Source organism: Micromonospora sp. RB23 (genome assembly GCF_053585025.1).
On record NZ_CM132111.1, the window covers coordinates 5676236 to 5697873 of the forward strand.

The following is a 21638-nucleotide window of genomic DNA, read 5'->3' on the forward strand; positions in this document are numbered from 1 at the left end:
ATGCAGTTAGGGCCACCCCTGACAGGGGTGGCCCTAACTGAAAGATTGTCCGGCGGTGTCCTACTCTCCCACACCCTCACGAGTGCAGTACCATCGGCGCTGGAGGGCTTAGCTTCCGGGTTCGGAATGTAACCGGGCGTTTCCCCTCCGCCATGACCGCCGTAACTCTATGAACATATCAACCAAACCCCGGCACGTTCACGGGTGGTGTTTGTTCAGAGTTGCACAGTGGACGCGTAGCAGCTTAGTAGTCAAGTCCTCGGCCTATTAGTACCGGTCAACTGAACCCGTTACCGGGCTTACATTTCCGGCCTATCAACCCAGTCGTCTAGCTGGGGGCCTTACCCCACAAAGTGGGTGGGATACCTCATCTTGAAGCAGGCTTCCCGCTTAGATGCTTTCAGCGGTTATCCCTTCCGAACGTAGCTAACCAGCCGTGCCCCTGGCGGGACAACTGGCACACCAGAGGTTCGTCCGTCCCGGTCCTCTCGTACTAGGGACAGCCCTTCTCAAGTATCCTACGCGCACGGCGGATAGGGACCGAACTGTCTCACGACGTTCTAAACCCAGCTCGCGTACCGCTTTAATGGGCGAACAGCCCAACCCTTGGGACCTGCTACAGCCCCAGGATGCGACGAGCCGACATCGAGGTGCCAAACCATCCCGTCGATATGGACTCTTGGGGAAGATCAGCCTGTTATCCCCGGGGTACCTTTTATCCGTTGAGCGACACCGCTTCCACTCGCAAGTGCCGGATCACTAGTCCCGACTTTCGTCCCTGCTCGACCTGTCAGTCTCACAGTCAAGCTCCCTTGTGTACTTGCACTCAACACCTGATTGCCAACCAGGCTGAGGGAACCTTTGGGCGCCTCCGTTACCCTTTAGGAGGCAACCGCCCCAGTTAAACTACCCACCAGACACTGTCCCTGAACCGGATAACGGTCCGAAGTTAGATACCCAAATCAACCAGAGTGGTATTTCAAGATTGCCTCCACCCATACTGGCGTATGGACTTCACCGGCTCCCACCTATCCTACACAAGCTAACTCAAGTACCAATGTCAAGCTATAGTAAAGGTCCCGGGGTCTTTCCGTCCTGCCGCGCGTAACGAGCATCTTTACTCGTACTGCAATTTCGCCGGGCCTGTGGTTGAGACAGTGGGGAAGTCGTTACGCCATTCGTGCAGGTCGGAACTTACCCGACAAGGAATTTCGCTACCTTAGGATGGTTATAGTTACCACCGCCGTTTACTGGCGCTTAAGTTCTCCGCTTCGCCCCCGAAAGAGCTAACAGGTCCCCTTAACGTTCCAGCACCGGGCAGGCGTCAGTCCATATACATCGAATTACTTCTTCGCATGGACCTGTGTTTTTAGTAAACAGTCGCTTCCCCCTGCTCTCTGCGGCCATACAACGCTCCACCCGCGCGGGGCTTCACGTCTCCGGCCCCCCTTCTCCCTAAGTTACGGGGGCAATTTGCCGAGTTCCTTAACCACAGTTCGCCCGATCGCCTCGGTATTCTCTACCTGACCACCTGTGTCGGTTTGGGGTACGGGCCGCTAAGAACTCGCTAGAGGCTTTTCTCGGCAGCATAGGATCACTGACTTCACCTGAATCGGCTCGGCATCACGTCTCAGCCTTCATGCGCCACGGATTTGCCTATGGCACGGCCTACACGCTTACCCCGGCACAACCACCGGCCGGGCTCAGCTACCTTCCTGCGTCACCCCATCGCTTGACTACTACCCGCCAGGTTCCCACGCTCCCCACCCGCAGTCCGAAGACATAGGATGGATTGGGTGGTTAGCACAACGAGGTTCATCAGGGACGCTCTTTCGCGGGTACGGGAATATCAACCCGTTGTCCATCGACTACGCCTCTCGGCCTCGCCTTAGGTCCCGACTCACCCAGGGCGGATTAGCCTGGCCCTGGAACCCTTGGTCATCCGGCGGAAGGGTTTCTCACCCTTCTTTCGCTACTCATGCCTGCATTCTCACTCGTGCCGCGTCCACAACTGGGTCACCCCGCTGCTTCACCCCCGGCACGACGCTCCCCTACCCATCCACACACCTGCACAACACATCAAGGCGTTGCGTGGTTAAAATGTGAATGCCACAGCTTCGGCGGTGTGCTTGAGCCCCGCTACATTGTCGGCGCGGAACCACTTGACCAGTGAGCTATTACGCACTCTTTAAAGGGTGGCTGCTTCTAAGCCAACCTCCTGGTTGTCTATGCGACCCCACATCCTTTTCCACTTAGCACACGCTTAGGGGCCTTAGCTGGTGATCTGGGCTGTTTCCCTCTCGACTACGAAGCTTATCCCCCGCAGTCTCACTGCCGCGCTCTCACTTACCGGCATTCGGAGTTTGGCTGATTTCGGTAAGCTTGTGGGCCCCCTAGACCATCCAGTGCTCTACCTCCGGCAAGAAACACGCGACGCTGCACCTAAATGCATTTCGGGGAGAACCAGCTATCACGGAGTTTGATTGGCCTTTCACCCCTAACCACAGGTCATCCCCCAACTTTTCAACGTTGGTGGGTTCGGCCCTCCACGCGGTCTTACCCGCGCTTCAGCCTGCCCATGGCTAGATCACTCCGCTTCGGGTCTAGAGCATGCGACTAAAGGCGCCCTATTCAGACTCGCTTTCGCTACGGCTCCCCCACACGGGTTAACCTCGCCACATGCCACTAACTCGCAGGCTCATTCTTCAAAAGGCACGCCGTCACCCCGCAAGGCTCCGACGGATTGTAGGCGAACGGTTTCAGGTACTATTTCACTCCCCTCCCGGGGTACTTTTCACCATTCCCTCACGGTACTCGTCCGCTATCGGTCACCAGGAAGTATTTAGGCTTACCAGGTGGTCCTGGCAGATTCACGGCAGATTTCAGGGGTCCGCCGCTACTCGGGAACACCCACAGAAGGTCAGCAACTTTCACCTACCGGACTCTCACCGTCTACGGTCAGCCATTCCAGACTGTTCGACTAGCCACTGACTTTGTAACTTCTCCAACAGATGTCAGCCTGTTGAGCAGGGTCCCACAACCCCGACCACGCAACCCCTGACAGGTATCACACGCAGCCGGTTTAGCCTCAATCCGCTTTCGCTCGCCACTACTCACGGAATCACTATTTGTTTTCTCTTCCTACGGGTACTGAGATGTTTCACTTCCCCGCGTTCCCTCCACACACCCTATGTGTTCAGGTGTGGGTGACACCACATGACTGGTGCCAGGTTTCCCCATTCGGACACCCTGGGATCACAGCTTGGTTGACAGCTCCCCCAGGCCTATCGCGGCCTCCCACGTCCTTCATCGGCTCCTGGTGCCAAGGCATTCACCGTTCGCCCTTGACAACTTGACCACAAAGATGCTCGCGTCCACTGTGCAATTCTCAACAAACAACCAACCCACAACCCGATACGCCCCACACCAAACCCAGCCCTCTCGGACCAACGGTATGCGAGGCCAGGCCATGCCTGGCAGACTCCCAACCCCACAGGGCTGGACCAGTCTCTGAAAGACAACCATCGGTTGTTCTTTCAGGACCCAACAGGGTGCTTACATCCCTCCTCAGCCGCACCAGAACCCATCCGTTCCCACCACCGGTGAGGGTGGCTGTACTAGGTGATCCCAGCCGTTGCCAAGGACAAACTTGCCAGTGTCTCCGCCATCTGAGCACCCCGACCCGACATTCGCGGACCGCGGGCTCCTTACCACCTTTCGGTGGAAGGTGCTCCTTAGAAAGGAGGTGATCCAGCCGCACCTTCCGGTACGGCTACCTTGTTACGACTTCGTCCCAATCGCCAGCCCCACCTTCGACGGCTCCCTCCACAAGGGTTGGGCCACCGGCTTCGGGTGTTGCCGACTTTCGTGACGTGACGGGCGGTGTGTACAAGGCCCGGGAACGTATTCACCGCAGCGTTGCTGATCTGCGATTACTAGCGACTCCGACTTCACGGGGTCGAGTTGCAGACCCCGATCCGAACTGAGACCGGCTTTTTGGGATTCGCTCCACCTCACGGTATCGCAGCCCATTGTACCGGCCATTGTAGCATGCGTGAAGCCCTGGACATAAGGGGCATGATGACTTGACGTCATCCCCACCTTCCTCCGAGTTGACCCCGGCAGTCTTCGATGAGTCCCCGCCATAACGCGCTGGCAACATCGAACGAGGGTTGCGCTCGTTGCGGGACTTAACCCAACATCTCACGACACGAGCTGACGACAGCCATGCACCACCTGTGACCGCCCCCGAAGGACCCCCCATCTCTGGAGGTTTTGCGGCCATGTCAAACCCAGGTAAGGTTCTTCGCGTTGCATCGAATTAATCCGCATGCTCCGCCGCTTGTGCGGGCCCCCGTCAATTCCTTTGAGTTTTAGCCTTGCGGCCGTACTCCCCAGGCGGGGCGCTTAATGCGTTAGCTGCGGCACAGGGAACCGGAGAGGCCCCCCACACCTAGCGCCCAACGTTTACAGCGTGGACTACCAGGGTATCTAATCCTGTTCGCTCCCCACGCTTTCGCTCCTCAGCGTCAGTATCGGCCCAGAGACCCGCCTTCGCCACCGGTGTTCCTCCTGATATCTGCGCATTTCACCGCTACACCAGGAATTCCAGTCTCCCCTACCGAACTCTAGCCTGCCCGTATCGACCGCAGGCTTGGGGTTGAGCCCCAAGTTTTCACGGTCGACGCGACAAGCCGCCTACGAGCTCTTTACGCCCAATAAATCCGGACAACGCTCGCACCCTACGTCTTACCGCGGCTGCTGGCACGTAGTTGGCCGGTGCTTCTTCTGCAGGTACCGTCACTCTCGCTTCGTCCCTGCTGAAAGAGGTTTACAACCCGAAGGCCGTCATCCCTCACGCGGCGTCGCTGCATCAGGCTTCCGCCCATTGTGCAATATTCCCCACTGCTGCCTCCCGTAGGAGTCTGGGCCGTGTCTCAGTCCCAGTGTGGCCGGTCGCCCTCTCAGGCCGGCTACCCGTCGTCGCCTTGGTAGGCCATCACCCCACCAACAAGCTGATAGGCCGCGAGCCCATCCCAAGCCGAAAAACTTTCCACCACCAGCCATGCGACCAGCAGTAATATTCGGTATTAGCCCCCGTTTCCGAGGGTTATCCCAAAGCTTGGGGCAGGTTGCTCACGTGTTACTCACCCGTTCGCCGCTCGAGTACCCCGAAGGGCCTTTCCGCTCGACTTGCATGTGTTAAGCACGCCGCCAGCGTTCGTCCTGAGCCAGGATCAAACTCTCCAACAAAAAATTAGTTGAACAGCAAACCCTGACAACAAACAAATGTTGCCAAAGGAATCCCAACCAACAACCCACCAAAAGCAGGCTGCCAGTCCGGGGTATAAATCATAATTGGCACTGGCTTTACAAGCACCCTGTTGAGTTCTCAAAGAACAACCACACACCGATCAGAAGCCCCACATTCCGTGGAACCCCGTTTCGGGGCAACCGCTCAAACCTACTTGGTCGAACTTTCATTGTCAACCTCGTATTTGAGGTGATCAATCTGGTTCGTCCGGACCCACGATGACGCACGCCGTATCCGGCGGTCGTTACTGTCGTGGGAAGCCGCAGACCGGCCGATCGCCGCTGCGCGGCTCTCCGCCCGGCTCCTGCCGGCTTCAGAACTCTACCCGGTCGGCTTCGCGTTCGCAACCCCGTCTCCGAGGTGTTTCGCACCGCCCGATCTCAGTCTCGCTCGGCGTTCCCGCCACGAGCCTGGCGCCCGCTCTCGGCCGGTTTGTCCGGCCTCCCTCGTGCAGAGAGAAAGTTACGCGGGCAGCCGGGAGAAGGCAAATCAGGGTTCATCACTGGTTCGGGTCGGGGCGACCGGCGCGGCCCGCACCGTGGTCGGCGACGCGGGGCGCGTCGGCGTGCCAGAGTGTCAGTCATGGATGAGTCCGGGCTGGAAACCGCGGTGTTCGCCGAGGAAGCGCTGCTCGGCATCCTCCTGCCGTTCTGGCAGCTGGTGATCGGCGCGGTCGTGCTGGTGGTCCTGGTCTTCTCGGTCGGACGACTGGCCCGCCGCGGCAGGTCCCGGATGACCACGGCCCTGCTGGTCACCGCGGCGGTGATCGCCGGGCTGGCGACGATCGGCGTCCTCCTGGAGGGCTGAGTCAGAGCCGGCGGTTGGCGAGGCTCGGCAGCTCGGCCCGGATCACGGAGAGCCGGTCGAGGTCCAGGTCGGCGACGGCCACCCCCGGCCCGTCGGGCAGTTGGGTCAGGATCGTCCCCCACGGGTCGACCACCATGCTGCGGCCGAAGCAGGTGCGGCCCGGCTCGTGGTCACCGGTCTGACCGGCCGCCGCCACGAAGCACTGGTTCTCGATGGCCCGCGCCCGGAGCAGGACCTCCCAGTGGTCCCGCCCGGTGTGCATCATGAACGCCGCGGGCACCACCAGGAGTTGGGCGCCACCCTCGGTGGCGAGCCGCCGGTACAGCTCCGGGAACCGCAGGTCGTAGCAGATCGACAGCCCGACCCGGAGACCCTCCACGTCCACCACGACGGGTTGGACGCCGGGTGCCACCGTCTCGGACTCCCGGTAGGACACGCGGCCGGGGATCTCCACGTCGTACAGGTGGATCTTCCGGTAGCTGGCGGCCAGGCTGCCCGCGCGGTCGAAGACCAGCGAGGTGTTCCAGGTGTGCGCGGGATCCGGGCCGGCTTCGTGGAACGACCCGGCCAGCACCCACATGCCCAGCCGCCGTGCGACCCCGGCGAAGAAGCTGCCCACCTCGCCGTCGACCGGCTCCGGCTCGGGCAGACCGGCCTCCGGGCCGAGGTAGTCGACGTACTCGGGAAGGATGGCCAGGTCCGCGCCGCCGTCGGCGGCGCGTTCCAGCAGCAGCTCCGCGGCGGCCAGGTTGGCCTTGCGGTCGTCCCGGGCGTTGAGCTGGCAGACGGCGACGCGCATGACAGAAGAGTACGACCGGACGGGCCCGTGTGGACAGCCTCAGATGCTGGCCAGCACGAGAGCCCCCGCCGCGAACCCGAGGCCGGCGACCTGGACCGGCCGCAGCCGTTCGCGGTCGAAGGCGAGCGCCAGCAGCACCGTGCTGGCGGGGTAGAGCGCGGCGATCGCCGCCACGATGCTGAGGTGCCCTCGGGCGGCGGCGGCGAGGAAGAGCCCATTGGCGGCGCTGTCGAGCATTCCGGCGACGGCTGCCCAGCCCAGCACCCGCCGTTCGAGCCGCAGTCGCACACCCGTACCGGCGGCGAGGAGCAGGCCGAACGCGATCGAGCTGGTCCGTACCGCTGCCACCGGCCACATGCCCGCGCTCTCGCCGGCCTGACCGAGCAGCGTGAAGAAGACGCCGAAGAGCGCGCCGGCCGCGAGGGCGAGCCCCACCAGTCGGCCGGGGACCGTCGGGCGACCACCGCCTTCGCCGAAGCTGACCAGGGCGATCGCCACCACCGCGAGGCCGGCGCCGGTGAGCGCCGGGGCGCCGGGGAACGTGGCGGTGAACAGGCCGGCGACGATCGGCACCACGGCGGCGGTGATCGCGGTGACCGGCGCCACCACGGCCATCATCCCGCCGGCGAGCGCCCGGTAGAGCAGGACGATGCCGCCCGCGCCCGCCGTCCCCGCGAGCAGTCCCCAGGCGATGTCGGCGACCGTCGGTGACCCCGGCACCACGAGCACCAGAGCGACCAGCAGCGGGACGCTCATCAGCTGGGAGATGACGGTCACGGCGATCGGGTCGGCGCGGCGGGACGCCTTGCCGCCGAAGAAGTCGGCGGTGCCGAACGCGACTGCGGACACCGCTGCCAGGAGAATGGGGAACATGCGACTGTCGTACCATAATAGTGACCGTGAAGGATAGTTTGATGACCGACGCAGCGGACCGGGTAGGCACGGTGACGGCCGCGGTGGCCCGACAGGTACGGGAGCTGCGCGCCGCCCGGGGCTGGTCCTTCGAGGAGTTGGCCGGCCGGTCCGGCGTGAGCAAGGCGATGCTCGTGCAGATCGAGAGCGCGCGCACCAACCCCAGCGTCGGCACGCTGTGCCGGGTCGCCGACGCGTTCGGCGTCAACATCGCCCGGCTGCTCGAGCCCGACGAGGAGCGGACCGTACGGATCAGCTCAACGGCCGAGGCGCCCGTGCTGTGGCAGGGCGAGCACGGCGGCATGGCCCACCTGCTCAGCGGGCTCGGCGAACCCGACCTCGTCGAGCTGTGGGACTGGCGGCTGGAACCCGGAGAGCGCCACCGCTCCTCCGAGCATCCCCGGGGCACCCGCGAGGTCCTGCACGTCCTCGCCGGGGCGGTGGTCGTCCGCGTGGACGGGCAGGATCACGCCGTACGCGCCGGGGACACCATCGAGTTCCACGCCGACCGGGAGCACGGCTACCGCAACGACGCCGACGAACCAGCTCGGCTGATGATGGTGACGGTCACCCCGTCGGGCGAGTGGGACCGCCGGACACGGTCACGCCGGCCGCGTCAGTGACGAACGGCCGGCGCGACGCGGGGACGATCAGGCCGACTTCTCCTCGCGGTCCCGCCGGGCCCGACGCCCGGTGAACTCGCGCGGAACAATCGTCGGGTTGACGTTCTCCAGGACGACCTCACGGGTGATCAGCACCCGGGCGGCGTCGGGGTTGCTCGGCACCTCGTACATCGCGGAGAGCAGGACCTCCTCGATGATGGCCCGCAGGCCACGAGCGCCGGTGCCCCGCAGCATGGCCTGGTCGGCGATGGCCTCCAACGCCGCCTCGTCGAACTCCAGCTCGACGCCGTCCAGCTCGAACAGGCGCTGGTACTGCCGGACCAGGGCGTTGCGCGGCTCGGTGAGGATGCGCACCAGGGCGCTGCGGTCCAGGCTGCGCACATTGGTGATCACGGGGAGCCGGCCGACGAACTCGGGGATGAGCCCGAACTTGAGCATGTCCTCCGGCATGACCTGGCTGAAGATGTCGTCGGTCGACCGCTCGGACACCGACCGCAGTCGGGCGCCGAAGCCGGTGCCACCCTGCCCGGTGCGGGACTCGATGATCTGGTCGAGACCGGCGAACGCTCCACCGCAGATGAACAGCACGTTCGTGGTGTCGATCTGGATGAACTCCTGGTGCGGGTGCTTGCGACCGCCCTGCGGCGGGACGTTGGCGACCGTGCCCTCGAGCATCTTGAGCAGAGCCTGCTGCACACCCTCGCCGGAGACGTCGCGGGTGATCGACGGATTCTCCGACTTACGGGCGATCTTGTCGACCTCGTCGATGTAGATGATGCCGGTCTCGGCGCGCTTGATGTCGTAGTCGGCGGCCTGGATCAGCTTGAGGAGGATGTTCTCCACGTCCTCGCCGACGTAGCCCGCCTCGGTCAGCGCCGTGGCGTCCGCGATCGCGAACGGGACGTTCAGCATCCGGGCGAGGGTCTGCGCCAGGTGGGTCTTGCCGCATCCCGTCGGGCCCAGCAGCAGGATGTTGGACTTCGCCAGCTCGACGGCATCGCTGCCGGAGCCCGGCGCGTTGGCCGCCTCGGCCTGGATGCGCTTGTAGTGGTTGTAGACCGCGACGGCGAGCGCCTTCTTGGCCTGGTCCTGCCCCACGACGTAGTTGTCGAGGAACTGGCAGATCTCCATCGGCTTGGGAAGCTCTTCCCACTTCACCTCGCCGGACTCGGCCAGCTCCTCTTCGATGATCTCGTTGCAGAGATCGATGCACTCGTCGCAGATGTAGACCCCAGGCCCCGCGATGAGCTTCTTGACCTGCTTCTGCGACTTACCGCAGAAGGAGCATTTCAGTAGGTCGCCGCCGTCACCGATCCGTGCCACCTACGTTCTCCCTGCACTCGTCGGCCGGAGACCCGGCCCTGACCTGCGGAGGCTGCGCGCCGCCCGGCTTGGTTCGCTTCGCTGGCCCGACCGGCGAAGCGGTACGGACCCGACGTTACCCGCTGACGGGGCATTCTCCGACCCCCAAAACGGGTGTGTCAGAGGCCGGCCGGGAACTTCACGCCCCGGCCAACCTCTGACCCGGTACAGCTCAGCTGGCGGAGTGGGTCGCCAGCAGACCCTTCTTGCGGCTGGTCAGAATCGTGTCGACCAGCCCGTACTCCTTGGACTCCTCGGCCGTCATGATCTTGTCACGGTCGATGTCCTTGCGAACCTGCTCGATCGGGCGGTTGCAGTGGCGGGACAACATGTCCTCCAGCTGCGTCCGCATCCGCAGGATCTCCCGGGCCTGGATCTCGATGTCCGAGCCCTGCCCGTAGCCGCCCTCCGTGGCCGGCTGGTGGATGATGATCCGCGAGTTCGGAAGCGCCATCCGCTTACCCGCGGTGCCCGCCGACAGCAGCACGGCCGCGGCGCTGGCCGCCTGCCCGAGGCAGACCGTCTGGATGTCGGGGCGGACGTACTGCATGGTGTCGTAGATCGCCGTCATGGCGGTGAACGAGCCACCCGGCGAGTTGATGTACATGATGATGTCGCGATCCGGGTCGGTGCCCTCCAGCGTGAGCAGCTGGGCCATCACGTCGTTGGCCGACGCGTCGTCCACCTGGACGCCGAGGAAGATGATCCGGTCCTCGAAGAGCTTGTTGTACGGGTTGGACTCCTTGACCCCGTACGACGTGCGCTCGACGAACGACGGCAGCACGTAACGGTTGTGCACGGCCGCGAACTGGGGCGGCAGGCTAAGGTCGGTCATCGTCAGCTCCTCAGCTCAGGGTCCCGGCGCCATCCGGAACCTGAGCGGCCCCGATGATCACCTTGTCGATGAAGCCGTAGTCCATGGCCTCCTGGGCGGTGAACCAACGGTCCCGGTCCGAGTCCGCCTCGATCTGCGACTGGTCTTGGCCGGTGTGGTGCGCGACCCGCTCCTGGAACATCCGCTTCGTGTAGAGCATCTGCTCCGCCTGGATGGCGATGTCGGACGCCGTGCCGCCCAGGCCACCGGACGGCTGGTGCATCATGATCCGGGCGTGCGGCAGGGCGTAACGCTTGCCCTTGGTGCCCGCGCAGAGCAGCAGCTGACCCATCGAGGCCGCCATGCCCATCGCCACGGTCGACACGTCGTTGTCGATGAACTGCATGGTGTCGTAGATCGCCATGCCCGAGTAGACCGAGCCACCCGGCGAGTTGATCCACAGGTTGATGTCGCGGTCCGGGTCCTCCGCGGCGAGCAGCAGCAGCTGCGCGCAGATGCGGTTGGCGACCTGGTCGGTCACCTCACTGCCCAGGAAGATGATGCGCTCCTTGAGCAACCGGTTGTAGACCGAGTCGTCGAGGTTGCCAATGGAGTCGCCACCGCGCGCGTCAATCGCCCGGAGCGACTTCTTGGGGATGTGCATGTCGGTCATGGCAGCCCTTCGCTCTCCGTACCGTCTTTCCCGACACTAACCGCTGTGCGGGGCGGCAGAGTCCCGGTCGGGGCACTGTTCGCTCTCAGCGCAGCTGTGTCGGGCACCCGCGGCGCGGGCCTTCCGGGCGTACCCCGGCAGCGCTCAACTCCGGGTGTACCCGGAAAGGGTTTGGCCGCCGTGCACCGCGCAGCGGCGGACGGCGGCCGCCCGACGATCAGTGCTCGTGGTTGTGCTCGGCCTCGTTGGCGGCGCGCAGCGCGTCCAGGGTGACCGGGTTGCCGGCCGAGTCCTTGATCGTGATGCGCTCCATGACGGCCGCGAGCGCCTTGCCGCGCCGCACGTCACCGAAGACCGCGGCGGCGGCGCCGGAGCGCACCAACTGGTCGTAGTACTGCTGCGGGGCCATCCCGGCGCGCTGCGCCCGGTGCACGATCTCGTGCCCGAACTCGTCGTCGGAGACCTGCACGTCCTCCGCGTCGGCCAGCGTGTCGAGCAGGAGCTGCACCTTGACGCCCTCGGTGGCCGCCTCGGTCAGCTCGGCGTCGATCTGCTCCTCGGTCTTCTCCTCGGCCGCCAGGTACTCCTCCAGGGAGGCGCCGATCCGCTCGAGCTGGTCCACCATCGCCTGCTTGCGGCTGGCGACCTCCTCGCGCACGACGCCCTCCGGCGCCGGCACCTCGGCGGTCTCGACCAGCTGCGCCAGCGCCTTGTCGCGGGCGGCGTAGATCTGCTCGACCTGCTTGCCCTGGGTGACCCGGGACCGCAGGTCGCCGCGCAGCTCCTCGATCGTGTCGAACTCGCTGGCCATCTGCGCGAACTCGTCGTTCAGCTCCGGCAGCTCCTTCTCCTTGACCGTACGCACGGTCACCGCCACCTCGGCGTCACGGCCGGCGAAGTCGCCGCCCACGAGCTGGGTGGTGAAGGTGGTGCTGTCGCCGGCGGCGAGGCCGACCACGGCCTCGTCCAGGCCCGGCAGGAGCTGCTTGCTGCCCACCTCGTGGGAGATGTTGCTGGCCTGGCCGCCCGGGACGTCCTCGCCGTCGACGGTCGCGTTCAGGTCGATCTGCACGTAGTCACCCTCGGCGGCCGCCCGCTCGACCGTCTTGAGGGTGGCGAACCGCTCCCGCAGGTTCTTGACCTGCTCGTCGATCTCGCTGTCGTCGATCTGGAGCTCGTCGACGGTCACCTCGATGGTGGAGGCGTCCGGGATGGTGATCTCCGGGCGGACGTCGACCTCGGCGGTGAAGTTCAGCGAGTCACCGTCGTTGAACTCGGTGATCTCGACCTCGGGACGTCCCAGCGTCTTCAGGTCGTGCTCGCGCACCGCGGCCATGATGTTCTCCGGGATGGCCTCCTGGACCGCCTCGTTGAGGACGGTGCCCCGGCCCACCCGCTGGTCGATCACCGCGGTCGGCACCTTGCCCCGGCGGAAGCCCGGGACCTGGACCTGCGAACCGATCTCCCGGTACGCCTTCTTGAGGCTCGGCTCGAGCTCGACGAACGGCACCTCGATGGCGAGCCGCACGCGCGTCGGGCTCAGAGTCTCGACGGTGCTCTTCACAGGCGTACTCCTTGACGGATCTGGGTTTGATTCTGGGCCTTCGATTGGCCCATCGAGTGTAGGCGAGCCGGCAGGGCCGGCTCGCAGCGCCCGGGGCGACCCGGACGCGGACGACAGTCGGGGTGGCGGGATTTGAACCCACGGCCCCTCGCTCCCAAAGCGAGTGCGCTACCAAGCTGCGCCACACCCCGTGGCGACGTGCAGTCTATGCCGTCGCCGCGCCTCAGGCAGTGCCGGGGCGTCCGCCACCCGGACAGATCACCCATCTCATCATCTTTCGCCCCTTCAAGATCCGCGCAACATCGGGGAAGTCGCGGCTTCCCGGCGCGCGGATGCCGCAACTTCGGTGTTGTTGTGCGGATCTTGAAGGGGCGCGGCGCGGCGTCGTCACGACACGACGCCGCGGGGGCGGTGGCGCGGTCGCGCGCCCACGACCGGCATTGGGTACGCTGTCGGCGCGCCCCGTTCCGGCGGGGCCGAGCGCGGGCGTAGCTCAATGGCAGAGCTTCAGTCTTCCAAACTGACGGTGCGGGTTCGATTCCCGTCGCCCGCTCCACGAACTCCGGCCCAGGTAGACGGCACAGCCGCCGAGCCTGGGCCGTTCTCGTTCCAGTCTGTTCAATCTCCGCCTGCCGGCTGCCTACGGCCGGCGCACCGAGCGTTCTCCGGTTCAGATGGTCACGCCCGAGGTGAGCTGATCGCGGCCTCGATGCGCAGCCCGATCCCGGTAGCGACGGGACGGCGCTCGTCATCCGCTGCCGGGAACACGGGCCCCGCCGGTCCCCCTGCTCCGGGTCAGCTCGTCGGCACCAGGAGGTAGGCCCGGCGCGCACGGTCACCGCCCTCGTCACAGGCGATCGGGCAGGCGAAGCCGACGATGACGCCGTCGTCGTTGATGTCCTCGGCGGAGCGGAGCGTCACCGTCGGCGGGAGGTTCGCAACGCGCGTGTTCAGGTCGACGATCCGACCGCCCTGCCACAGGAACGCCCGCTCGTTGTAGAAGTCGGGGCTGCTGGTCCGGGCGATACCCACCACCTGGCCGGTCCCGTTCACGGCCCGCGCCTCGGAGTAGTTGCCACCGAGGGACCCGAGGTCGCGGATCGTCCCGTTGCGCCAGAGCGTCGCGCGCAGTTGACCGCTGGTGTTCTGCGAGACACCGACGACGTGACCCCGGTCGTTGATGTCCCGGGCGTACGTGGACTCGGTGACACCGCCCAGGGTGCCGAGGTCCGCCAGTGCCCCACCCTTGTAGACGAAGGCGTGCAGGCCGCCACCGGGCACGGCGGCGCCGCCCACGACGTGCCCGGAGGAGTTCACGCCGTACGCGATGCCGTCCGTACCCCAGGGGCCCGCCTGCCCGCCGAGCGTGCCCAGGTCGATGACCTTGCCGTCGCGCCAGACGACCGCCCGGGTCGGTGCCCCCTGCGTCTCGAACCGGCTGCCCACCACCACGCCGTCGTCGTTGATGTCGTTCGCCGCGCTCCCGCTGCCCGCGCCGTAGCCGGTGCCGAGGTCGGTCATGACCCCGCCGGCGTACCGGAAGGCGTGCGGTGGGTCCGTCGCGTTGACGTGGGTGGCCCCGACGACGACGCCCCGCTCGTTGATGCCCGCCGCGGAACTCGCGCCGTACGTGCCGGCGTACAGGGCGCCCAGGTCGGTCAGCACACCGTTCGTCGAGGCGAAGGCGTGGAAGTTGTAGATGCCGTCGATCGTGGAGACGCCCACCACGGTGCGGGCGTTGTTGAGGGCGTAGCCGTCGCTGGTGCGCGGCTCCCCCGTACTCGGCACACCGAGCGTGCCCAGGTCCACGAAGGTGTACGTGGGCAGCGCCGCCGCTGCCGACGCGACACCCGGCGCGGTCGCCGGTCCGGTGGTCAGCACGATCAGGAAGGCCAGACTTGTTCGTAGTCGACTCATCGACAGTCCCCTCGTTGGCTACGCATGAGGGAATGATGTCGGTCGACGTGGCCGGATGACCTTACGCCGCCCTTACCGATCAGCTCGCTTGACATGTGTCGATCCGTGCACTGGTGTAAGGACCACAAGCATCGACGTCCGTCACAGGAGGGCACATGATCGTCCGACGACGGTGGACGGCTGCCGCCACCACAGCGATCCTGATCAGTGCGGCGCTGTCCCATCCCGGCCCCGCGACGGCGGCATCCGCCGCCGAGACCGCACCGATCACCCTGGCCGCCGCCGAGACCGCCCTGGTCCGGGTGCAGTTGCGCGATCAGGCCCAGCTCGACAGGCTCGTCGCCGCCGGCGCCGACCTCGCCAACCGACCCCGGGCCCGGGACGGGCGGATCCTCGCCGACCTGGTGCTGACCGGCGCGCAGCTCGCCGACCTCACCGCCCAGGGCGCCACCGCCACACAGGTCGTGCAGCGGGCCGGCGACGGCAGCCGGCACTTCGCCGACAGCGTCCGCGCGGCGCGGGCGCGTACCGCCGCCGGGCTGGGCGCCCCGGACGCCCGCCAGCGGAGCAGCAGTACGGCCGCTGCCGTCGACACCCTCGTCGTACAGCAGGCGTACTGGTGGACCACCGGTGGGCAGACGTTTCTCCAGGCCCAGGTGGCGACCACCGCCACCGACGACCCGGATGTGGAGATCACCGTCAGCTGGCGGACCGCGGACGGCGCCACCGGGTCGTTCCCGCTCTACCGGTTCGAGGACTCGGGTGAGTACCAGTACCACTACAACCTCCCCCAGCCGGTGCCGAGCCGACCGGTCCAGTTGACCGCCACCTCCAGCCTCGGTGGCGTCAGCCGGGTCGTCACCCCCGCGCTGTGGCCGAACGCCTCCCCACCGCCGCTGCCGGTCGGCTACCAGAAGGACTTCATCGACGCGTACCTGACGCCGGTGGACATCCAGGCGCGGATCAAGCGGCTGGCCCGCCAGTACCGGGACCTGGTGGACGTCATCGACCTGCCGAACAAGACCCAGGGGTACCGCCGCAACGCCGTCGCGTACCTGGGCGACCCGGCGGTCGCCGCCGTTGTCGTGGAGTCGGTGCGCTTCGGTGACCAGGGCATGAACGGCGTGCAGGTGCGCACGGTCGACCCGGGCCGGCCCAACCGGCCGCTGACCGTCGGCTACCGCGACCGCGTCCTCACGGTCACGCTCGCCACCGACGCCGGCGGCAAGACGGTGAGCACCACCGACGATGTCGCGGCGGCTGTCAACGCCCGGCAGGCGAACCGGTTCCGGGCCGCCGTCGAGGACGGCTCGACCGGGCTGCCGATGCCGGTCGCCGGCCCGGTCCGCCTCGACGACGGGCTCCAGGGCACCGAGGTGCCGGCGAAGCCGTGGACCGTGCAGGCGCTGCGTCTGGGCGTGCACCGGGACGGCTCCCGGATCGGCGTGCTGGCGTACTCCCAGGAACACGCCCGGGAGTGGGCCACCCCGCTGGTGACGTTGGAGTTCGCCGAGCGGATGCTGGCGAACGCCCGTACCGACCCGGCCACCCGTGAACTGCTGGAACAGGTCGACGTGTTCGTCATCCCGACGGTCAACCCGGACGGGGCGAACTACTCGTTCAACGACTACAACTTCCAGCGCAAGAACCTGGTCAACCACTGTGAGGGAGCGGCCCGGGACCCGAAGTACCGCACCTCGTGGGGCGTCGACGTGAACCGCAACTACACCGTCGGGTCGTACTTCGACGGCTACGTGGGGGCCAGCGCGAACTGCCTCTCCGGCACCTACGCGGGCACGGCGGAGCTGTCCGAGGCCGAGAGCGGCAACGTCATCGCGTTGGCCAAGGCCCACCCGAACATCAGGTTCGCGATGAACGTGCACTCCTACGGCGGGTACTTCATGTGGCCGCCGGGCGCGTACCGGGCCGACGGGCGGATCACCCTGCCCCGACCGTCGATCGACGAGTCGACGATGTTCCTCGACAGCGCCCGACGGATCGTCGGCGCCATCGCCCAGGAACGCGGCACGGTCACCTGGCCGTCGCAGACCGGTCCGGTCGCCGACGTGCTGTACTCCGCCGCCGGCAACTCGGCCGACCAGCTCTACTACGAGCTGGGCATCTTCGCCTGGGACTTCGAGGTCGGCAACGACCGCTGGAACCCGGCCACCGGCGAGTGGGAGGGCGTCGGCTTCCAGCCGCCGTTCGACGAGGCGCACGGCGAGTCCCAGGAGTACGCGGGCGGGCTGGTCGAACTGGTCCGGGTGGCCCGCGATCACGCCGCCGCCGAGGCCGCCCGGGGCTGACCCGAACGACGGACGCTCCGGCCGGCCACGGATGAACCGTTGCCGGCCGGGTAAGCAGCGGCCTTGCCTGGTGGGGAGACGACCGGGTGCACGGGCGGGCGGCAACCTGCCGGCCCGTCCGTGCACACCTCTCACACGTTCGAGCTGATCCAGTTCCAGGCCGAGACGACCCATTCGGTCTGCTGGAGCCAGGCCACGCCGAGGCCGACGAGGAAGACCGCGGTGGCCAGGTGAGCGCCTCGCGCGCCACGCCGGACCCGCCCGAGCTGCCGCTCCAGCACCAATCGACCGACCGCCCGGGCCAGTGCGAACAGGCCGACCGCCACCAGCAGGCTCAGCACGAGCACCAGCAGCGGGCCGGACAGGTTGCCGCCCCCGGAGAGCGCCCAGATCCCCCAGCACACGAAGGCGAACAGCCCAGCCGCCGCGCTCCACTCGCCGCCGCGACGCAACTGCGCCAGACGCCAGCTCAGCGGGCGGCGCGGTGCCGGCTCGCCCGGCCAACCCGTGCCGGTCGGCTCCTGCTCGACCACGGGGAACGGTTCGGTCCGCGGAGTACGCGGTTGACCCACCGACGCCACACCACGGCGGAAGCCGTCCCGCTGCGCCGGCACATCGACGCCTGCCTGCGGTGGGACCTCGACGGTGCGCTCCGCCCACGGCTGCGTCTGGTCTGCCATCTCGTCCTCCCCTGTCGGGCGGCGTCTTCACCGCCCGGATTCGAGGGTAGCCAGCCGGCAAATCGGTCGCCGCCCGCCGCCGACGGCCTGGTGGCCTGGCGGCCGAGATCCACACAACTTCGCAGATGTTGCTGCCTCCGACGCCCGGGAAGCAGCAACATCCCCGATGTTGTGCGGAGCTTGACGGCGTGGGGAGGTACGGTCGGCTGATGGGTGACCCGGACCGACGCCGCCGACGGCTGCGCCACCATTCCGACTCCGACGCGGCCACGCGGAGCGCCGACGGCTCGGCGGCCAGCACGGCCGGTGTCCACGACGGCGGGGATCCGCCGCCGCGACGTCGAGGGGCCGGCGGAGACGACCGGGACGGCGAGCGGGGGTTGCGCGGGCTGGTCGGCTCCGGCTCGTCCCAGGTGGGGTTGAGCGCGGCGCTGCGGGCCCGCGACGCCGCCCGTCCGAGCGACGACGACCTCGCCGACGCGGAGGCCCGGGTGGTCGTCGTGCGCCGCAACTGGGTGCCCCGCGAGGACCTGCCCCGCTCGCCGCGCTGACGACGAACGGGCCAGCGGCGGGACAGGTCAGCGGGTCTGCGCTGCTCAGGGCAGGTCGGGCAGCTCCCGGGTCTGCTCGTACTCGGCGACCTGAATGATCCGGCGGGCGTGCCGCTCGTTCCCGGAGAACGGCGTGTTCAGGAACGCCTCGACGATGCCCGTGGCCTCGTCCAGCGTGTGCTGGCGGGCGCCCACCGCGACGACGTTCGCGTCGTTGTGCTGCCGGGCGAGCTGAGCCGTCTCGACGCTCCAGGCGAGGGCGGCCCGAACGCCGGCGACCTTGTTCGCGGCGATCTGCTCGCCGTTGCCGGACCCGCCGATGACGACCCCCAGGGAGGTCTCGTCGGCGATCACCCGGTCACCGGTGTGCAGGCAGAACGTCGGGTAGTCGTCGTCCGGGTCGTAGCTGTGCGGGCCGACGTCGACCACGTCGTACCCCTGCTTGGCCAGGTGGTTGGCCAGGTGCACCTTCAACTCGAAACCGGCGTGGTCGGATCCCAGGTAGACGCGCATACCGGGCAGTCTGTCAGGCCGCGTTCCGAAGCGCCGCAGGGGCGGCGCTTCGGAGGCGGGTACGTCACACGGTCGGGCGGTACGCGGTCAGCGCGGCAGCTCGGCGACCACCAGGCCACCGCGCGCCTTCGGGGTGAACCAGGTGCTCTTGCGGGGCATCTTCTCCCGGGCCAGGTTCACCGCGACGAAGTCCGCCACGGTCACCGGCGCGATGAGGATGGCCAGCTCGGCACGGCCGGCGTCGACCTCCCCGGTGAGCCAGCTCGCCGGATAGTCCCCGCCGACGTAGGTGATCCGCTTGTCGCCCGGGTCCAGTCCCAGCGCGTCGCGCAGCAGCAGCCGCTCGACCAGGGCGTGGTCCAGGTTTTCCAGGCGGGCGTCGGCGGTGGCGGGCAGGCGCACCGCGTACCCCTGGTCGGAGAGCCGGAGATGGACGGTGCCGCCGGCCGCCGGGACCTCGACCGGGCCGTCGATCGGCTCGATCTGGGCGCCCGCGGCGCGCAACCGGTCGAGCAGCTCGCCCGCCGTGGTGGTCAGCTCGCTGACCAGCCTGTTGTACGGCTGGATGGCCACCGACGCCGGGGTGGTCACCACGGCCAGGAAGCGCGACAACCCGCCGGTCTGGGCGGCCAGGCTGCGGTGGTTGCCGTCGGCGACGACCAGTTCGCCGCCGCCCGCCAGGGCGGTCAGCGCGTCCTGCTGCGGGCCGGGGCCGACCAGCCAGATGGCGTGGGTGCGGCCCGCCTGGTCGGTGTCGGTCGCGGCCGGCGCCCCGGCCGCGTCGGTCGCCGCCGCGAGGGCGGCGTGCAGCTCGTCGCCACTTCCGGTCTGCAGCAGGAGTACGGGTGAGAGCAGGTGACCCAGCGCCTCGGCCAGCGCGACGCGCTCGCGCACCTTGGCGATGAACACGTCCTCGTTGCGGATGACCAGGCCCGGCTCGTCGGCGCTGGTGGAGATCTGGTCGGTGTCCACCGTCGCGAACAGCCCGTACGCGGGTTCCTCACCCGGGGCGCTGATCCGGTACAGCACGATCACCTGCTCGGCGGGGGTGTAGCTGCCGTCGGCCTTGGCCTCGGCGAGCCGGGCCACCGCGGCCGGCAGCGCGTCGAGGAACGACGTCCCCAGGCTGTCCGGAGCACGGTGCGGCATCTCGATGCCGAGGGCACTGTGCGGGTTCGCTTCGATGATCGCGGTGATCTCCGCGTCGTCGGCGAACTCGTCGTAGTTCTGCGCGCCGGTGCCGCCAGTGGTGATCCAGGCCCGGGCGATCGGATGCACGACCGTCATGCCCGCTGACGCTACCGGCGTCGACGGGCCGGACGACCGGGGACCCGCGCGGCGTCCACCAGATGAAAGCGCCCGCGCGTCGACGTGTGGTCAGCCGGCGCGGCCGGACGCGCCGTTGTGCCGGCGGTGCCGTCCGGCGACGACCGGCCCGGCGTTGCCGCGCCGGCCGCCCCCGATGGGACCGGTGACCGCGTTGCGGCGAGGCGTGGCGGGCGGGCCCGGCACGGGACGCTCGGGCGGCGGCGCCGGAACGGGCCGCGGGTTCAGCGGCGGGGTCGGCACGGGACGCGGCGCGGTGGGCGCCGGCGGGGGCGGGGCGGGCTCGGCCGGGGCGGCCGCCACCACGACCAGTTCCGGCGCCGCCACGACCGACGCCGACGTCACCGGCGCGGACATCGCCGGCGCGGGCGACACCGGCGCGGGTGCGGACGTCACCGGTATGACCCGCGCGGGTGTCAGGCGCGAGGTGACCGGCACCCGGGCCACGCCGACCACGATGGGCGGCGCGAGCAGGTCCGCCACGTCGGCGGGAAGGTCGGGGCGGACCGCCGGCCAGCGGGAACCGTCGACCGACCAGTAGGCAGCGCCGGGAGTCTCGTTCACCCCCTGCCGGGTCAACTGATCGTCACCGGACGCACGGTGCTTGGCCATCGGGACTGCCTCCACGAGCTGCGGTGTGCGGCCCTGCGGGTCGCTGCGGCGGACACCGAGGGAAACGACGCCGCCCGCCCACCGGTGACGCGGTGACCGTGTCCGACACCGCAGCCCGCGCCAGGCGTCCGGCGCGACGCACCCCGCCCGGACAACCGGCGCAGTCCGGGCGGGGGCGTGTGGCGGTCGTCGTCAGTCGAAGATCGGGGACTGCTCGCGGGTGCGCTTGAGCTCGTAGAAGCCCGGGGTGCCGGCGACCAGGAGGACGCCGTCCCAGAGCCGTCCGGCGGCCTCGCCCTTCGGGCGCGGCGTGATCACCGGGCCGAAGAACGCGACCGGACGGCCGTCCGGGCCGGGCGCGTGCACGACCGGGGTCCCGACGTCCTGCCCGACGGGGCGCATGCCGGCCTCGTGGCTGGCCCGCAGCGCCTCGTCGTACTCGGTGCTGTCGGCGGCGGCGGCCAACGCCGGGTCCAGGCCGGCCTCGGTCAGCGCGGCGACGAACAACTCCGGCCCGAGCTGCTCCTTACCGAGGTGGATGCGGGTGCCGAGCGCGGTGTAGAGCCTGCGGAGCACGTCCGAGCCGTAGCGCTGCTCGGCGGCGATGCACACCCGCACCGGGCCCCAGCCGTTGTCCATCAGTTCCCGGTACTGCTCCGGCAGGTCACGGCCCTCGTTGAGCACCGAGAGGCTCATGACGTGGTAGCGGATGTCCACCTCGCGGACCTGCTCGACCTCCAACAGCCAGCGGGAGGTGATCCACGCCCACGGACAGATTGGGTCGAACCACATGTCGGCGGTGACACGATCGGTCACGGTGAGGTCCCTTCGCGACGGGTGACGCCGGCAGTCCGGCGTCTCACCT

The 21638-nt window shown here is 67.8% G+C and carries 16 protein-coding genes, 2 tRNA genes and 3 rRNA genes; 5 read left to right on the plus strand and 16 right to left on the minus strand.

The features are described from left to right. Window positions 1-47: 47 nt before the first annotated feature. The 3 genes from rrf to ACTFTM_RS25760 form a co-directional block, all read right to left on the minus strand. Window positions 48-164, minus strand: a 5S ribosomal RNA gene (gene rrf, locus ACTFTM_RS25750). Window positions 165-247: 83 nt separating this feature from the next. Beyond that, a 23S ribosomal RNA gene (locus tag ACTFTM_RS25755) occupies window positions 248-3358 on the minus strand. A 380-nt stretch (window positions 3359-3738) separates the two neighbouring features. Then, window positions 3739-5253: ribosomal RNA gene (locus ACTFTM_RS25760) — 16S ribosomal RNA — on the minus strand. Together the 16S, 23S and 5S rRNA genes form the textbook arrangement of a ribosomal RNA operon. Before the next feature lie 643 nt (window positions 5254-5896). Here ACTFTM_RS25760 and ACTFTM_RS25765 point away from each other — a divergent pair. Next, a complete protein-coding gene (locus ACTFTM_RS25765) occupies window positions 5897-6121 on the plus strand; it encodes a hypothetical protein (protein ID WP_425733575.1) in 225 nt (74 codons plus the stop codon). Between the two features lies 1 nt (window position 6122). Here the strand turns inward: ACTFTM_RS25765 and ACTFTM_RS25770 are convergent, their stop codons facing one another. Both ACTFTM_RS25770 and ACTFTM_RS25775 read right to left on the minus strand, forming a co-directional pair. Further along, entirely contained in the window at window positions 6123-6920 is a 798-nt protein-coding gene (locus ACTFTM_RS25770) for a carbon-nitrogen hydrolase family protein (protein ID WP_449563008.1), read from the minus strand. A 39-nt stretch (window positions 6921-6959) separates the two neighbouring features. After that, the gene (locus ACTFTM_RS25775; RefSeq protein WP_449563009.1) at window positions 6960-7793 is read right to left on the minus strand and encodes an EamA family transporter; all 834 of its coding nucleotides are present in this window, start codon (window positions 7791-7793) and stop codon (window positions 6960-6962) included. A 41-nt stretch (window positions 7794-7834) separates the two neighbouring features. Between ACTFTM_RS25775 and ACTFTM_RS25780 the strand changes: the two genes are divergently transcribed. Continuing rightward, window positions 7835-8455, plus strand: a complete 621-nt coding sequence (locus tag ACTFTM_RS25780) for a helix-turn-helix domain-containing protein (protein ID WP_449563010.1) — start codon at window positions 7835-7837, stop codon at window positions 8453-8455. 27 nt (window positions 8456-8482) lie between these two features. Here ACTFTM_RS25780 and clpX read toward each other — a convergent pair whose 3' ends face one another. The 5 genes from clpX to ACTFTM_RS25805 all read right to left on the minus strand — a co-directional run bounded on the left by clpX (window position 8483) and on the right by ACTFTM_RS25805 (window position 13059). Further along, window positions 8483-9778, minus strand: coding sequence for an ATP-dependent Clp protease ATP-binding subunit ClpX (gene clpX / locus ACTFTM_RS25785; RefSeq protein ID WP_449563011.1), 1296 nt, complete (start codon window positions 9776-9778; stop codon window positions 8483-8485). 211 nt (window positions 9779-9989) lie between these two features. Then, window positions 9990-10652 (minus strand): ATP-dependent Clp protease proteolytic subunit, encoded by a 663-nt coding sequence (locus ACTFTM_RS25790; RefSeq protein WP_007464109.1) that lies wholly within the window; start codon window positions 10650-10652, stop codon window positions 9990-9992. 10 nt (window positions 10653-10662) lie between these two features. Next, window positions 10663-11304, minus strand: a complete 642-nt coding sequence (locus tag ACTFTM_RS25795) for an ATP-dependent Clp protease proteolytic subunit (RefSeq protein WP_088988027.1) — start codon at window positions 11302-11304, stop codon at window positions 10663-10665. Window positions 11305-11521: 217 nt separating this feature from the next. After that, window positions 11522-12868 carry a trigger factor gene (tig, locus tag ACTFTM_RS25800; RefSeq protein WP_449563012.1) on the minus strand — a complete coding sequence of 449 codons (1347 nt, stop codon included), beginning with the start codon at window positions 12866-12868 and terminating at the stop codon, window positions 11522-11524. 117 nt (window positions 12869-12985) lie between these two features. Then, window positions 12986-13059, minus strand: a tRNA-Pro gene (locus ACTFTM_RS25805). A gap of 291 nt (window positions 13060-13350) precedes the next feature. On the opposite strand from ACTFTM_RS25805, the gene ACTFTM_RS25810 reads away from it, so the two are divergent. Beyond that, a tRNA-Gly gene (locus ACTFTM_RS25810) sits at window positions 13351-13424 on the plus strand. Window positions 13425-13663: 239 nt separating this feature from the next. Here ACTFTM_RS25810 and ACTFTM_RS25815 read toward each other — a convergent pair. After that, window positions 13664-14785 carry a hypothetical protein gene (locus tag ACTFTM_RS25815; protein WP_449563013.1) on the minus strand — a complete coding sequence of 374 codons (1122 nt, stop codon included), beginning with the start codon at window positions 14783-14785 and terminating at the stop codon, window positions 13664-13666. Between the two features lie 155 nt (window positions 14786-14940). Between ACTFTM_RS25815 and ACTFTM_RS25820 the strand changes: the two genes are divergently transcribed. Further along, window positions 14941-17091 (plus strand): M14 family zinc carboxypeptidase, encoded by a 2151-nt coding sequence (locus tag ACTFTM_RS25820; RefSeq protein ID WP_449563014.1) that lies wholly within the window; start codon window positions 14941-14943, stop codon window positions 17089-17091. Between the two features lie 131 nt (window positions 17092-17222). Here ACTFTM_RS25820 and ACTFTM_RS25825 read toward each other — a convergent pair whose 3' ends face one another. Next, the gene (locus tag ACTFTM_RS25825) at window positions 17223-17771 is read right to left on the minus strand and encodes a hypothetical protein (protein ID WP_449563015.1); all 549 of its coding nucleotides are present in this window, start codon (window positions 17769-17771) and stop codon (window positions 17223-17225) included. Window positions 17772-17980: 209 nt separating this feature from the next. Between ACTFTM_RS25825 and ACTFTM_RS25830 the strand changes: the two genes are divergently transcribed. Next, the gene (locus ACTFTM_RS25830; protein ID WP_449563016.1) at window positions 17981-18322 is read left to right on the plus strand and encodes a hypothetical protein; all 342 of its coding nucleotides are present in this window, start codon (window positions 17981-17983) and stop codon (window positions 18320-18322) included. Window positions 18323-18367: 45 nt separating this feature from the next. Here the strand turns inward: ACTFTM_RS25830 and ACTFTM_RS25835 are convergent, their stop codons facing one another. From ACTFTM_RS25835 to ACTFTM_RS25850, 4 genes are all read right to left on the minus strand, one after another. Then, on the minus strand, window positions 18368-18835 hold the full coding sequence (locus ACTFTM_RS25835; protein ID WP_449563017.1) for a ribose-5-phosphate isomerase: 468 nt from the start codon (window positions 18833-18835) through the stop codon (window positions 18368-18370). An 87-nt stretch (window positions 18836-18922) separates the two neighbouring features. Further along, the gene (locus ACTFTM_RS25840) at window positions 18923-20122 is read right to left on the minus strand and encodes a DUF1015 family protein (RefSeq protein ID WP_449563018.1); all 1200 of its coding nucleotides are present in this window, start codon (window positions 20120-20122) and stop codon (window positions 18923-18925) included. A gap of 90 nt (window positions 20123-20212) precedes the next feature. Further along, window positions 20213-20773, minus strand: coding sequence for a hypothetical protein (locus tag ACTFTM_RS25845; RefSeq protein ID WP_449563019.1), 561 nt, complete (start codon window positions 20771-20773; stop codon window positions 20213-20215). Window positions 20774-20965: 192 nt separating this feature from the next. Then, window positions 20966-21589, minus strand: a complete 624-nt coding sequence (locus ACTFTM_RS25850; RefSeq protein WP_449563020.1) for a mycothiol-dependent nitroreductase Rv2466c family protein — start codon at window positions 21587-21589, stop codon at window positions 20966-20968. Between the last annotated feature and the right edge of the window lie 49 nt (window positions 21590-21638).

Excerpts from the sequence above, each read along its gene's own strand:
- ACTFTM_RS25770 (WP_449563008.1), bottom strand. The coding sequence starts at position 6,920 with ATGCGCGTCGCCGTCTGCCAGCTCAACGCCCGGGACGACCGCAAGGCC.
- ACTFTM_RS25825 (WP_449563015.1), bottom strand. The coding sequence starts at position 17,771 with ATGGCAGACCAGACGCAGCCGTGGGCGGAGCGCACCGTCGAGGTCCCA.
- ACTFTM_RS25815 (WP_449563013.1), bottom strand. The coding sequence starts at position 14,785 with ATGAGTCGACTACGAACAAGTCTGGCCTTCCTGATCGTGCTGACCACC.
- ACTFTM_RS25830 (WP_449563016.1), top strand. The coding sequence starts at position 17,981 with ATGGGTGACCCGGACCGACGCCGCCGACGGCTGCGCCACCATTCCGAC.
- ACTFTM_RS25775 (WP_449563009.1), bottom strand. The coding sequence starts at position 7,793 with ATGTTCCCCATTCTCCTGGCAGCGGTGTCCGCAGTCGCGTTCGGCACC.
- ACTFTM_RS25780 (WP_449563010.1), top strand. The coding sequence starts at position 7,835 with ATGACCGACGCAGCGGACCGGGTAGGCACGGTGACGGCCGCGGTGGCC.
- ACTFTM_RS25765 (WP_425733575.1), top strand. The coding sequence starts at position 5,897 with ATGGATGAGTCCGGGCTGGAAACCGCGGTGTTCGCCGAGGAAGCGCTG.
- ACTFTM_RS25820 (WP_449563014.1), top strand. The coding sequence starts at position 14,941 with ATGATCGTCCGACGACGGTGGACGGCTGCCGCCACCACAGCGATCCTG.
- ACTFTM_RS25845 (WP_449563019.1), bottom strand. The coding sequence starts at position 20,773 with ATGGCCAAGCACCGTGCGTCCGGTGACGATCAGTTGACCCGGCAGGGG.
- ACTFTM_RS25795 (WP_088988027.1), bottom strand. The coding sequence starts at position 11,304 with ATGACCGACATGCACATCCCCAAGAAGTCGCTCCGGGCGATTGACGCG.
- ACTFTM_RS25835 (WP_449563017.1), bottom strand. The coding sequence starts at position 18,835 with ATGCGCGTCTACCTGGGATCCGACCACGCCGGTTTCGAGTTGAAGGTG.
- ACTFTM_RS25790 (WP_007464109.1), bottom strand. The coding sequence starts at position 10,652 with ATGACCGACCTTAGCCTGCCGCCCCAGTTCGCGGCCGTGCACAACCGT.
- ACTFTM_RS25840 (WP_449563018.1), bottom strand. The coding sequence starts at position 20,122 with ATGACGGTCGTGCATCCGATCGCCCGGGCCTGGATCACCACTGGCGGC.